This is a genomic window from Bradyrhizobium symbiodeficiens (assembly GCF_002266465.3).
Classification (GTDB): Bacteria; Pseudomonadota; Alphaproteobacteria; order Rhizobiales; family Xanthobacteraceae; genus Bradyrhizobium; species Bradyrhizobium symbiodeficiens.
Genome location: NZ_CP029427.2, coordinates 4,164,603 through 4,177,566 on the forward strand (window position 1 = coordinate 4,164,603; position 12,964 = coordinate 4,177,566).

The window sequence follows — 12,964 nt, forward strand, 5'->3', positions numbered from 1 at the left end:
CGATTCCGTTCCGCTCGATCGCTCCATTCCGACACGATGGTCGGCATGAAGCTTAAGTAGAGCAAATTCCGTACCAAAAAAGACCCTACGCATTACATCCCGTGCGAATCACGGTCACTCGATTCTCCGCGATCATAGCCGATCGTTCGTAGCCAACCATGCTGTCACCCGACTATCAAGAATTCGCTAATCGGGCGCCGCCGGCTACCCGTGACAATACCGTGATTTCCGGTCTTGGCACGGGCGAAGTGATCGAAATCACCCCGGCGTTGCTGGATAGCCACGAAAAACAAGCACGAAAGCGGAACTTTCTGCCTGTCGCAGGGCGCAAAACGGTGCTTTGCGACGCGCCCACGGTCCATAGCGTGAACGCTACCTGATGGTAACAAGCAATCCCAGGGGATACCGAGGGATCGCCGTCACACTCCAGTAGTGCTACGGGGCTTTCGCCGCCGGCTCCTCGGCGCGCTTGTCGATGACCTTGTCGACCAGGCCGAACTCCTTGGCGTCGGCCGCGGTGAGGAACTTGTCGCGTTCCAGCGCATCCTCGATCGCCTTGTAGGTCTGCCCGGTGTGCTTCACGTAGATCTCGTTGAGCCGCTTCTTCAGGTTCAGGATTTCCTGGGCGTGCAGCATGATGTCGGTCGCCTGGCCCTGGAAGCCGCCGGAGGGCTGGTGCACCATGATGCGCGCGTTCGGCAGCGAGAAGCGCATGTCCTTCTCGCCGGCGCAGAGCAGCAGCGAGCCCATCGAGGCGGCCTGGCCCCGTGCACAGCGTCGATACCGGCGGGCGGATGAATTGCATGGTGTCGTAGATCGCAAGGCCCGACGTCACCACGCCGCCCGGCGAGTTGATGTACATCGAGATTTCCTTCTTCGGATTTTCCGCCTCAAGGAACAGGAGCTGGGCGACGACCAGCGTCGACATGCCGTCCTCGACCGGGCCGGTCAGGAAGATGATGCGCTCCTTCAGCAGGCGCGAGAAGATGTCGTAGGCGCGCTCGCCACGGTTGGTCTGCTCGACCACCATGGGCACGAGGTTCATGTAGGTTTCAACCGGATCGCGCATGAGTCACCTAGGGTTTTCGGAGACGGACATCGCCGGGCATGACGGCCAGTTTGGCTGGATTTGCCGGAAAGCTGATGAACGTCCTGTGATGCAGGAACTTGGTAGACGTGAAAGGCGTATCGACAGATATAGCCCAATTCGCTTCTGACAAGTGCGGAGCGAATTAAGGCTTAATCCTTCGAGGCAGTTGAAGCTGATTCGCACGAAGAGGCCCAGCCGGCCATCTGGCTAGCTGGGCCTCTTCGCTGATCATCCTTAATGGAGGCCTGCCTCAACCCCTTCAGGCCGCGGTCTTTTCCGCCTCGTCGTCCTTGTAGAGGTCCTCGCGCGAAACCTTCTTCTCGGTCACGTTGGCGAGCTCGAGGATGAAGTCGACGACCTTGTCCTCATAGATCGGTGCACGAAGCTGGGCCAGCGCCTGGGCATTGCTGCGGTAATAGTCCCAGACCTCCTTCTCGCGGCCGGGCATCGAGCGGGCGCGCTCGATCACGGCGCGGCCGACCTCGTCGTCGGTCACGGTGATCTTGTTCTTCTCGCCGATCTCGGAGAGCACGAGACCGAGCCGCACGCGGCGGTCGGCGATCTTGCGGTACTCTTCCTTGGCGGCGTCTTCAGTGGTGTCCTCGTCGGCAAAGGTCTTGCCGGCGGAGTCCATCTCGGCCTTGACCGAGTTCCACATCAGATTGAACTCCTCGTCGACCAGCGAGGGCGGCGCCTCGAAGCGATGGGCTTCGTCGAGGCGGTCGAGCAGCGCGCGCTTGACGCGCTGGCGCGTCGCGCCGGCGAACTCGGCAACCAGGCGCTCGCGCGCGGCTTCCTTCAGCTTGTCGAGCGATTCGAGGCCGAGCGTCTTGGCGAACTCGTCGTCGATCGCGACGTCCTGCGGCGACTCGATCGAGGTCGCGGTGGTCTCGAACTCGGCCGGCTGGCCGGCGAGCTTGTCGTTCATGTAGTTCTTGGGGAACGACACTTTCAGCGTGCGGGTCTCGCCCGCGCCGATGCCGGTGAGCTGTTCCTCGAAGCCGGGAATGAAGGTGTTCGAGCCGATCACGACCTGGATGCCTTCGCCGGTGCCGCCCTCGAAGACTTCGCCGTTGATGCTGCCCTTGAAGTTGATGGTGACGCGGTCACCGACTCGGCCTTGGCGCCCTCGGCCTTCGCGGCATAGCCGCGGTTGGTATCGGCGATCCGCTTGATCGCCTCGTCGACGTCGGAATCGGTGACCTCGGCCACGGGCTTCTCGACCTGGAAGGCCTTGAAGTCGGCGAGTGCGATCGCCGGCACCACCTCGATCGCGACCGTGTAGGTCAGATCGGTCTTGCCGCTCAAGAGCTCCTCGACCTCGGCCTGCTCGCTCGCATGGTGATCTTCGGCTCGGTCGCAAGGCGGAAGCCGCGCTCGGAGAACAGCTGCGTGTTGGTGTCGCGGATGGTCTGGTCGATGGTCTCCGCCATCACGGAGCGGCCGTAGACCTTCTTCAGGTGAGTGACCGGGACCTTGCCGGGACGGAAGCCGTTGATGCGGACCTTGTCCTTGAGGTCGACGAGCTTGGCGCCGGCCTTGGCGTCGAGATCAGACGCGGGAACGCTGATCTTGAACTCGTGCTTCAAACCTTCCGAGAGGGTTTCTGTGACCTGCATGGCGTCCAATCTTCTTCCCGTTCGGTCCCGGCGCGCATGCGTCGGGACGCTGTCATTAATCGATCCGGCGCGAGGCGAACGCCTCAACGCCGGTGCTTCATCGAACCGGCTCCCGGCGGACGAACATCCGCGCAAGAGCAGGTCTCGTAATCCGTGCAAACGCGATAAGCGCTTGGTGCGGGCGGAGGGACTCGAACCCCCACAACTTTCGTCACTGGAACCTAAATCCAGCGCGTCTACCAGTTCCGCCACGCCCGCGTGAATTTGCATCAAGACCGGCCGCGATGCCGCGGGCGGCCGGGCTTATAACATGCGCCCAACTGTTCGCAGCAAAAAAATGGCCCGATAGAGGCAAGCTTTAAGTAGGCACGGCGGCTGGACTTATCCAGCGCGGCGTGGTCGGGATCGGCCCATGACACCTGGGATATTCGAGCCGAACCGACGTGAGCTTTTGGCCGGCCTCGGCGCGGCGCTCGGCGCGTCCACGGCCGGGCTGATGGCGGGGGGAGCGGCCCCGGCCGTGACCGCCCAGATCGCCCTCCAGGCACGGGCCGCAAGCCTGGCTCTCAAGCCGGATCGGCCACCGACACCGATCTGGGAGCTGGCCGCGGCCAGTCATCTCAGGGACGTCCGTCTCAAGCGGGGCGACCGTTGCGAGCTGGTGTTTCGGAACGACCTGCCTGTGCCGCTTGCACCAGTCTGGTACGGCCTGAACAGCGGGGCCCCGACCGACCCGTTGCGAGGGCGCGCGCCTGCCCCGCCAAACGCGGTCGAAACATCAATTATTTCAATGCTGAACGCGGGGACCTTGCTGGCTGACTTTCGCCTCTTCGAGGACGATCAGAAGCAGCCTGTCCGTCCGCTTCCGGTCATCGTCGCCGAATCCAGCCCAGTCACCGTCGATAGCGACGTCGTCCTGCTGATCGAGGAATGGCGCCTGCGCCAGGATGGCACCGCGGTCCCGCCCGGCCAGGACCCGAAGGACGCGAGGCCCCTCTACACGATCAACGGGCAAACTTCATTCGAACTCTCAGCGATGGGCAATCAGCGGCTGCGGCTGCGCTTGATCAACGGCTCGCAACGTACTGTTCTGGCAATCAAACTAGAAGGTCATGACGTCCGAGTGATGGCCCTGGACGGGCAACCGGCCGAGCCCTTTTCTGCGCGCAACGGTGCCGTGGTGCTGGCCCCCGGCGCTCGCGCCGACGCTTTCGTGGATGCGGCCACATCGGCCGCGTTGCTGCTGCATGACGGCAAGGAGGCCCGCCAGGTCGGCCGCCTGAAGATATCCGGCCAGTTGGAGCGCCGGGTGCCGCTGATGCCAGCGCAGCCCCTCCCTCCGAACGACCTGCCCGAGAAGCTCGATCTGAAAGGCGCCCTGCGGTTCGATGTCGCGCTCGGCGCCGCAGACATCGACTGGGCGCGACCGGCAAACTTCTCGACGGCCTCCGCCCCCATCTTCCGCGCCAGGACCGGCCGCACCGTGGTGCTGGCCCTCAAGAATACCGGCCCTCTCACCACCGTGTTCCACCTGCACGGCCACCCCTTCCGCCTGCTCGACAGGCTCGACGACGGCTGGAAACCCTACTGGCTCGACACGCTCGCGGTCGAGCCCGGCCAGACCCAGCGCGTCGCCTTCGCGGCGACCGCGCCCGGACGGTGGCTAATCGAATCCGTCGCCACCGATTGGGGCCGCGCCCCGGCTGGTGCGCTGGTATGGGGTGGAGTGAGCGCTCAATACTCCACCCCGAGCGCATCATAGATCCGCCGGTGCACGGCCGGCAGCGTCTCGGTCAGATCCTCCGCGATCAGGCCCGGCCCGGCCTCGCGCGCGGCCTCGCCGTGCATCCAGACGCCGATGCTGGCGGCCTCGAAGGCCGGTACGCCTTGCGCCAGCAGGCCGGCGATGATGCCGGCGAGCACGTCGCCGGCGCCGGCGGTGGCGAGCCAGGGCGGCGCGTTGGCGGCGATGGTGGCGCGGCCGTCGGGGGCCGCGATGGTGGTGTCCGGGCCCTTCAGCAGCACCACCGCGCCGGAGCGTTCGGCGGCATCGCGCACGCGCTCCAGCTTGGAGCGGCCCGGAAATTTGTTGCTGAGATCGGAGAACAGGCGCGGAAACTCGCCCTCGTGCGGCGTCAGCACCACCGCATTGTCGCGCGACGACCTGATCGATTCGAACAGCCGCGCAGGGTTTGCGGCAAAGCTCGTCAGCGCATCGGCATCGAGCACCAGATGACGCCGCGCCGTGAGCGCGGTGTGAACGAGATCGCAGGTGCGTTCACCGATGCCGGCGCCGGGGCCGATGATGCAGGTGTTGTAGCGCTTGTCGCCGAGCAGCTCGCCGAACTCGATGGCGGTGTCGACGGGGCGAACCATGACGGCCGTGAGCGCGGCCGCGTTGATCGCGAGCGCGTCGCGCGGGCTCGCCAGCGTCACCAGCCCTGCCCCGGCGCGCAGCGCCCCGCGCGCTGCCAGCCGCGCAGCGCCGGTCGCCGCCGCATCGCCGGAGACCGTCAACACATGCCCCCGCGCGTATTTATGGCCGTCGATGCGCGGCACCGGAAAGGCGGCGCCCCAGACATCCGGATCGTTCTCGAAAGTCAGCGGCGCGATCTCGTCGAGCACCTGCGCGTCGATGCCGATGTCGGCGACACGCACGTGGCCGCAATGCATACGGCCCGGCAGCAACAGATGCGCCGGCTTCTTGCGGAAGAAGGTGACGGTCTCGGCGGCGTTCACCGCCACGCCCATCACGGCTGCGCTGGTGCCGTTGATGCCGCTCGGCAGGTCGACCGCGAGCACCGGGGCGCCGTTGGCATTGATCGCCTCGATCATCGCACGCGCCTCGCCGTCGACGGGACGGCTGAGGCCTGCGCCGAACAATGCGTCGATGATCAGCGCGGGCCGTCCGACCGCCTGAGGATTGAACGGGAGCACCGGGTGCTTCCAGCCGCGCGCGGCCGAGGCCGCGTCGCCCTGGAGCTGGTCGCGCTCGCACATCAGGATGACCGAAACCTCGCGCCCCTGCGCGGCGAGCTCGGCAGCTGCGACAAAACCGTCACCGCCATTGTTGCCGGGGCCGGCCACGATCAGGATCGGCCCCTCCTCCACCAGCGCTTGGGCGGCATCGGCGACCGCCTGCCCCGCGCTCAGCATCAGCTTGAAACCGGGCGTGCCGGCCGCGATGGTGAGCTGGTCGGCGCGCTGCATTTCAGCGGTGGTCAGAACTTCCATGCCACTTCCCTGGTCCAAACGCCTTTTCAACAGGCACGTTACGTGCCGCCCCACTCTTGGGAACATCGATCTGCACAGATATTGAACCGTTTGCCTATTTCGTAGTCTTCGGTATCTTGTGCAGGTCGGCGCCACTGCACAGGGATGCACGTTAAAAGGCTGATAACGCTCCAACAATCAGGGCATTTGCAACTTGGCATAGACCCTGCTTTCGAGGAAGCCGCTTCGGTTCGTCGTGCTCACTGGCATTTATCAGAGTGTGGCCGGCCGTTGTTGCCGGACTGGTCAGGGGTTTCAGGCATAGCGAAGACAAGATCGTGCGTTAAGAAAGCGCATCCTGACGAAGACGTTGCTATTTGTTCGAAAGGCCGGGAGGCGCGCAGTGAAGAAAATCGAAGCCATCATCAAGCCATTCAAGCTCGACGAGGTGAAGGAAGCGCTTCAGGAAGTCGGCCTTCAGGGCATCACCGTCACCGAAGCCAAGGGCTTTGGCCGGCAGAAAGGCCATGCCGAGCTCTACCGCGGCGCAGAATACATCGTCGACTTCCTGCCCAAGGTGAAGATCGAGATCGTGATCGGCGACGATCTGGTCGAGCGCGCCATCGATGCGATCCGCCGCGCCGCGCAAACCGGCCGCATCGGCGACGGTAAGATTTTCGTCTCCAACATAGAAGAGGCGATCCGCATCCGAACCGGCGAATCCGGGCTGGACGCTATCTGAGCCGGGTGCTATCCCGAATTTTGCGACACTGCGACTAGAATGAAGGCTGCTTCGGCGGCCTGATTTCGTTTGTGCGGTCGCGCAAAACTCGCCTGAGCGAGAATAATTTTGCTCATCTGGAAACCGACCCGCAGAGCCAAAAGGGGTATGCATGAAGACCGCCAAAGACGTCCTGAAATCGATCAAGGACAACGACGTCAAGTACGTCGACCTGCGCTTCACCGATCCGCGCGGCAAGTGGCAGCATGTGACGTTCGACGTCAGCATGATCGATGACGACATCTTCGCCGAAGGAACGATGTTCGACGGCTCCTCGATCGCCGGCTGGAAGGCGATCAACGAGTCCGACATGTGCCTGATGCCCGACCCGGTCACTGCGACGATCGACCCGTTCTTCGCCGAGACCACCATGGTCATCACCTGCGACGTGCTCGAGCCGACCACCGGCGAGCCCTACAACCGCGACCCCCGCGGCATCGCCAAGAAGGCGGAAGCCATGGTGAAGTCGATGGGCGTGGGTGACACCGTGTTCGTCGGTCCCGAAGCCGAATTCTTCGTGTTCGACGACGTGCGCTTTTCGGCAGAGCCCTACAAGACCGGTTTCCGGCTCGACTCCTCGGAGCTGCCGACCAATTCCGACACCGAATATGAAGGCGGCAATCTCGGCCACCGCATCCGCACCAAGGGCGGCTATTTCCCCGTGCCGCCGCAGGACTCGGTGCAGGACATGCGCTCGGAAATGCTCGGCGCCATGGCCAAGATGGGCGTCAAGGTCGAGAAGCACCATCACGAAGTGGCTTCCGCCCAGCACGAGCTCGGCATGAAGTTCGACACGCTGACGCTGATGGCCGACCACATGCAGATCTACAAATACTGCATCCACCAGGTCGCGCACATCTACGGCAAGACCGCCACCTTCATGCCGAAGCCGATCTTCGGCGACAACGGCTCGGGCATGCACGTGCACCAGTCGATCTGGAAGGACGGCAAGCCGGTGTTCGCCGGCAACAAATACGCCGATCTCTCGGAGACCTGCCTGCACTACATCGGCGGCATCATCAAGCACGCCAAGGCGATCAACGCCTTCACCAACCCGTCGACCAACTCCTACAAGCGTCTGGTCCCGGGCTATGAGGCCCCCGTGCTGCTCGCCTATTCCGCGCGCAACCGCTCGGCCTCCTGCCGCATCCCCTACACCGCTTCGCCAAAGGCCAAGCGCGTCGAGGTGCGTTTCCCCGATCCGATGGCCAACCCGTATCTCGGCTTCGCCGCGATGCTGATGGCCGGCCTCGACGGCATCAAGAACAAGATCGATCCGGGTCCGGCGATGGACAAGGACCTCTACGACCTTCCGAAGGAAGAGCTGAAGCAGATCCCGACCGTCTGCGGTTCGCTCCGCGAGGCGCTGGAAAACCTCGACAAGGACCGCGGCTTCCTCAAGGCCGGCGGCGTGTTCGACGACGACTTCATCGACGCCTACATCGAGCTGAAGATGACCGAAGTCGCCCGCTTCGAAATGACCCCGCACCCGGTCGAGTTCGAGATGTATTATTCGGGCTGAGCAGCCTGAACCGTCTGCGACAGGCAAAAGGCGCTTCCGAAAGGAGGCGCCTTTTCGTTTTTCGGCTCGAGGCGAACCTAAGCCTTCTGCCGCGCGATCCGCAGCCCGTCCGCCCCGATCGTACCGAACGTGCCGGCGATGATCTCAGCTGTCGGCTGCATGCCGCCGAGCGACCAGTGCGAGGGATCCTGCTCCTCGATCCTGACCCAGACGTTACGGCGGAAGTCCGCATTGCCCTGTCCTTCGATCTCGACCAGGAGATCGGTGACGCGATCGAGCAGCGCCTTCTTCTGCGCGGCATCCAGGATGCCGCGGACGGTGGAAATGGTGACGTAAGGCATGTCTCTCTCCAATCATGTCGTGTGACGACGGGGGCAAATTGACCCGAACGTGACCGGCGAGGCAGTGGCGGATAAGACAGAGATCGGGCAATTTCCGCCACGCGGTCCGCGCACCGATCGGATAGGATCGCCGCGTCCCGCCTGGAGCTCCCCATGAAGCTTGCAATTCTGGCCGTGGAAGGCTGCATGCACTCTGCGATTGCCGGCGTCGCCGACATCCTCTCGCTCGCCAATCACGTCATGCAGCAGAGCGGTGCAAAGCCCCGCTTCAGCTGGCAGACACTCTCGCTCGACGGCAAGCCCGTGCGCGCCGGCGGCGGGCAGATAGTCGCGGCCGACGGCGCGGTCGGAGCACGGGCGCGCTTCGACGCGATCCTCGTCCCCGGTAACCTCGTCGATCACGTCACGGCCGAGCGCCTGCAACCGCAATATGCCCGGGCCGGCGCCTGGCTCCGGCAGCAACACGCGAACGGCCGGCTGATCGGTGCGTTCTGCAGCGGGGTGTTCCTGTTGGCCGGAGCCGGCCTGCTCGACAACCGCCGCGCCACCATCACCTGGTGGCTGCAAGGCGAGCTGCGGCAGCGTCATCCCACGATCGACCTCGCCGCCGACGCCGTCATCACGGCTGCGGACCGCATCGTCTGCGCAGCCGGCCCGATGTCGTGGGTCGACCTGCTGCTCAGATTGATCGAGATGGTCGAAGGCAAGCAGATCGCAAAATTATGCGCGGACTACGTCGTCATCGACACCGCGCAGCGCACCCAGTCGATATTCATGCCGGTCGGCTATCTGCTCTCGCAGGACCCGCTGCTGACCAGGGCCGACCTCTTGGTTCGCCGCCCCGGCAAGGCTCCCATGACGGTCAAGCGGCTCGCCGGCGCGCTCGGCCTCAGCGAGCGCACGCTGAACCGGAAGTTTCAGGATCTCACGCACGAGCCGCCGCAGGCCTTCATCATGCGCCGCCGCGTCGAGCATGCGCGCACGCTGCTGGAGACGACGACGCAGCCGATCAAGGCGATCGCACGGACGGCCGGCTATGAGGACGAGAGCAGCTTTCGCAAGGCCTTCCGGAAATTGACCCTGATGTCACCACAGGCCTATCGCGCGCGGCGGACAGAGCGCACGGCGTGAGCCGCCCCCGGGACATCCGCTTTCGTTCCGCATCCGACTCCACTTCGTTCTCAAAGAACAAATCAGGGCCGGAAAAATCAGGGCGGAGCAATTCCTACTGATTGGTTTATCGCGTCCAGAATGGAATGCTCGAGTGCATGGCGCCACTCCAAGTATGGCGGATCATGCCTCCGGCTGATCCGGCATACGCAATCGCACCGATCGTCACCTGTCCGGAAAATTCACACCGATCTCCGTCACTACTGGCGCCCATTTCACCAGCGCCGCGCCATCCGACGCCGCCTTCACGCCGTCACCCGACAGCGACCTTGGCGCGCCTGTCTTGCCGCCGAAGCGGATCGTGACCGTGCAACCGCCTTGCAGCGGCCGGCTGAGCGCGCCGCCCTTCCAATCGGTGACGAAGCCGCCATAGTCCCATTCGAAGCCGTTGACGAGGAACGGCTTGCCGTTGGCCTTCTGCACGTCGGCAAGGCTGGATCCGATCGTGACGCCGGCGATGTTCCAGAGGCTGGCCTTGCCCGCGTCGCGCAAGGTCAGGCCGGAGGCGCGCCCGGCCTTGTCGTCGGTGAAGGCGATCTCGATGCGACGGTCCCTCGCCTTCGGGAACAGCACGATGCCCTTGTAGCGTTCGCCCTCGGCGCCCGGCAGCTCCTGCACCACGGCCTCCTTGCCGTAGCGCTGCTTCAGGCTCCGCTCGGTATCGTCAGGGGCAACCGGCGCAGCGCAGCTGATCGGGCCCTCCCGCGGCGGCGCGCTTTGGGCGAATGCGGAGGATGCGAGCAGGACAAGGACTGTGGCAGTGAAGCTGCGTATCATCGAGATCCAATCCCGGAAACGAGCTGGAGTCGTGCGGACGGTTGACCGGACACGATACAAAGCACGATCATGTTTCGGATTGAACCACAACAAGTTCTCAATTCTTCGGCTGGCCGAAATCGAGCGGCGGCGGCATCTCGATGTCCGGGATTTCGATCTTGACCTTGTCCAGATCCACCTTGATGGGGGCGTCCAGTAATCCGGTGACCGTGATCGGGAATGCGATGACGACCGCGACCATGATCGCCTGCAGGCCGATCCAGGGCATCGCGCCCCAATAGATGTCCGAGCTCTTGACCTCCTTCGGCGCAACACCCCGCAGGTAGAACAAGGCGAAGCCGAAGGGCGGATGCAGGAAGGAGGTCTGCATGTTGACGCAGAGCATGACACCGAACCAGATCAAGGCAGCATCCGCCCCGACGACGGGAGTGAGCAGCTTCTGCGCGATCGGCGCGATCATCGGGATGATGATGAAGGCGATCTCGAAGAAGTCCAGGAAGAAAGCGATGAAGAAGATGAACAGGTTCATGAAGATCAGGAAGCCCCAGACCCCGCCCGGCAGCGATGTCAGCATGTGCTCGAGCCAGACACCACCGTTGCAACCGAGGAAGACGATCGAGAAGCAGGTCGATCCGATCAGGATGAACGTCACCATGCAGGTGATGCGCATCGTGGTCTCGTAGCCCTGCTTGACCAGGATGCGCAGGTCCGGAATCCTGATCGCCTCGATGCAGACCCAGGCGACCGCGAGATAGGCCATCGCGAAGGCGATCTTGAACACCAGATTCGGCGTGAAGTAGATGCCGATGATGGTGCCGACACCCGCGGCCGCCACGCCGATGAGCAATATCTTGTGCCCGGCCGAGCTGAAATCCTTGTGATGGATGACGGCAAGAACGATGGCGCCGACTGCGCCCATCGCGCCCGCTTCGGTCGGGGTGGCAAGGCCGAGCATCATGGTGCCGAGCACCACGAAGATCAGGACGGCAGACGGGATGATGCCCAGAAGGCATTTACGCCAGAGCGCCCAGCCCGTCAGCGTCCTTGCTTCCTTCGGCACCGCCGGGACGTGGCCCGGCTTGATCACGCTCAGCACGAACGTGTAGCCGGCAAAGAGTGCGATCTGGAGGATCGATGGGCCCCAGGCGCCGAGATACATGTCACCGACCGACTTGCCGAGCTGGTCCGCGAGCACGATCAGAACCAGCGAGGGTGGGACCAGCTGGGTGATGGTGCCGGACGCTGCGAGCACGCCGGTGATGTAGCGCATGTTGTAGCCGTAGCGGATCATCACCGGCATCGAGATGAGCGCCATCGCGATCACCTGCGCGGCCACGGTGCCCGTGATGGCCCCGAGGATGAAGCCGACGATGATCACGGAATAGCCGAGACCGCCGCGGATGGGGCCAAACAGCTGCCCCATGGAATCCAGCATATCCTCCGCGAGGCCGCATCGTTCGAGGATCGCGCCCATGAACGTGAAGAACGGAATCGCCAGCAACAGTTCGTTGGCGAGAACGCTGCCGTAGATGCGCTCCGGGATGGCCTGGAGGAAGCTGAACCCGAAGAATCCTTCGTGGATCGCGAGGAATCCGAACGAAAGCCCGAGGGCGGCCAGCGTGAAGGCGACGGGGAACCCGATCAGCATTGCCAGGACCAGCCCGCCGAACATCAGCGGCGGCATCATCTCAATCGTGATCATTGGGTCGGCCGCTCGTATTTCGCATCGATCGTGACTTCACCGCGCAAGGCGGCCGCGCGTTTGATGACCTCCGAGACGCCTTGCAGGGCGACCATGAAGAACCCGGCCGGCAGGACGAACTTGATCGGCCACCGCATGAGGCCGCCGGCGTTGTTGGACATCTCGCCGATGACGAACGAGTTGTAGAACATCGACCATGAGAGGTAGCTGAGGAGCACGCACGCCGGGACGAGGAAAACCAATGTCCCGATCAAGTCGAGCCATAGCTGGCCGCGTTCGGACAGCATGAGGTACATGATTTCGACGCGGACATGCTCGTTGCGTTTGAAAGTATAGGACGAGCCGAACATCACGACGACAGCGAACATATACCATTGCGTCTCAAGCCAGCTGTTGGAGCTGTAGCTGAAGGCGTACCGGATCATCGCGTTTGCAGCGCTGACGAGACAGGCCGCGAGTATAAGGATGTTGCAGACGCTGCCGACTTTTTCATTCAGCCAGTCGATAGCCGTACTCACCGCCAACAATGGGCGCATCGATGCCTTTTCCCCGCTCGCTGAGTGCTGACCCCAAACGAGCAGGACAATGGCGCTGAATCAGCGTCCGTCCACTTCCGCGCGGGAGCTAGTCCACCCTCCTGATGCTTCCGCCCGTTCTTGTTGTCGGTTTTTGGCAAGACCTGCTCAGGTCTCACCCGCCGCGTGAAGCAAGATACATTTACCGTCGGCCAATTTCGGGTCAACCAGAAA

The 12,964-nt window shown here is 63.6% G+C and carries 9 protein-coding genes, 1 tRNA gene and 3 pseudogenes; 5 read left to right on the top strand and 8 right to left on the bottom strand.

The window, feature by feature from the left end; all coding sequences use genetic code 11:
- Positions 1 to 158 precede the first annotated feature (158 nt).
- Positions 159 to 380, top strand: coding sequence for a hypothetical protein (locus CIT39_RS19315; RefSeq protein ID WP_148667330.1), 222 nt, complete (start codon positions 159 to 161; stop codon positions 378 to 380).
- 55 nt (positions 381 to 435) lie between these two features.
- Here CIT39_RS19315 and CIT39_RS19320 read toward each other — a convergent pair.
- The 3 genes and pseudogenes from CIT39_RS19320 to CIT39_RS19330 form a co-directional block, all read right to left on the bottom strand.
- Positions 436 to 1,069, bottom strand: a pseudogene (locus tag CIT39_RS19320) (ATP-dependent Clp protease proteolytic subunit).
- Positions 1,070 to 1,349: 280 nt separating this feature from the next.
- Positions 1,350 to 2,709: pseudogene (gene tig, locus CIT39_RS19325) on the bottom strand (trigger factor).
- Between the two features lie 173 nt (positions 2,710 to 2,882).
- Positions 2,883 to 2,967, bottom strand: a tRNA-Leu gene (locus tag CIT39_RS19330).
- 154 nt (positions 2,968 to 3,121) lie between these two features.
- Here CIT39_RS19330 and CIT39_RS19335 point away from each other — a divergent pair.
- Positions 3,122 to 4,439 (top strand): annotated as a pseudogene (locus CIT39_RS19335) (multicopper oxidase family protein).
- A gap of 4 nt (positions 4,440 to 4,443) precedes the next feature.
- Here the strand turns inward: CIT39_RS19335 and CIT39_RS19340 are convergent.
- Entirely contained in the window at positions 4,444 to 5,943 is a 1,500-nt protein-coding gene (locus CIT39_RS19340; RefSeq protein WP_094977644.1) for an NAD(P)H-hydrate dehydratase, read from the bottom strand.
- Positions 5,944 to 6,325: 382 nt separating this feature from the next.
- Between CIT39_RS19340 and CIT39_RS19345 the strand changes: the two genes are divergently transcribed.
- Both CIT39_RS19345 and glnA read left to right on the top strand, forming a co-directional pair.
- Positions 6,326 to 6,664, top strand: coding sequence for a P-II family nitrogen regulator (locus tag CIT39_RS19345; RefSeq protein ID WP_007603495.1), 339 nt, complete (start codon positions 6,326 to 6,328; stop codon positions 6,662 to 6,664).
- A gap of 151 nt (positions 6,665 to 6,815) precedes the next feature.
- Positions 6,816 to 8,225, top strand: a complete 1,410-nt coding sequence (gene glnA, locus CIT39_RS19350; RefSeq protein WP_094891781.1) for a type I glutamate--ammonia ligase — start codon at positions 6,816 to 6,818, stop codon at positions 8,223 to 8,225.
- Positions 8,226 to 8,302: 77 nt separating this feature from the next.
- Here the strand turns inward: glnA and CIT39_RS19355 are convergent, their stop codons facing one another.
- Positions 8,303 to 8,566 (bottom strand): tautomerase family protein, encoded by a 264-nt coding sequence (locus CIT39_RS19355; protein ID WP_094891782.1) that lies wholly within the window; start codon positions 8,564 to 8,566, stop codon positions 8,303 to 8,305.
- Between the two features lie 153 nt (positions 8,567 to 8,719).
- Between CIT39_RS19355 and CIT39_RS19360 the strand changes: the two genes are divergently transcribed.
- Positions 8,720 to 9,697: a GlxA family transcriptional regulator gene (locus CIT39_RS19360; protein ID WP_094891783.1), complete on the top strand. Its 978-nt coding sequence runs from the start codon at positions 8,720 to 8,722 to the stop codon at positions 9,695 to 9,697.
- 204 nt (positions 9,698 to 9,901) lie between these two features.
- Here CIT39_RS19360 and CIT39_RS19365 read toward each other — a convergent pair whose 3' ends face one another.
- The 3 genes from CIT39_RS19365 to CIT39_RS19375 form a co-directional block, all read right to left on the bottom strand.
- Positions 9,902 to 10,513: a hypothetical protein gene (locus CIT39_RS19365; protein WP_094977643.1), complete on the bottom strand. Its 612-nt coding sequence runs from the start codon at positions 10,511 to 10,513 to the stop codon at positions 9,902 to 9,904.
- 97 nt (positions 10,514 to 10,610) lie between these two features.
- Entirely contained in the window at positions 10,611 to 12,215 is a 1,605-nt protein-coding gene (locus CIT39_RS19370; RefSeq protein ID WP_094977642.1) for a TRAP transporter large permease, read from the bottom strand.
- Positions 12,212 to 12,751, bottom strand: a complete 540-nt coding sequence (locus CIT39_RS19375; RefSeq protein WP_094977641.1) for a TRAP transporter small permease subunit — start codon at positions 12,749 to 12,751, stop codon at positions 12,212 to 12,214. Before CIT39_RS19375 ends, CIT39_RS19370 begins: the two co-directional genes overlap by 4 nt.
- Positions 12,752 to 12,964 lie beyond the last annotated feature (213 nt).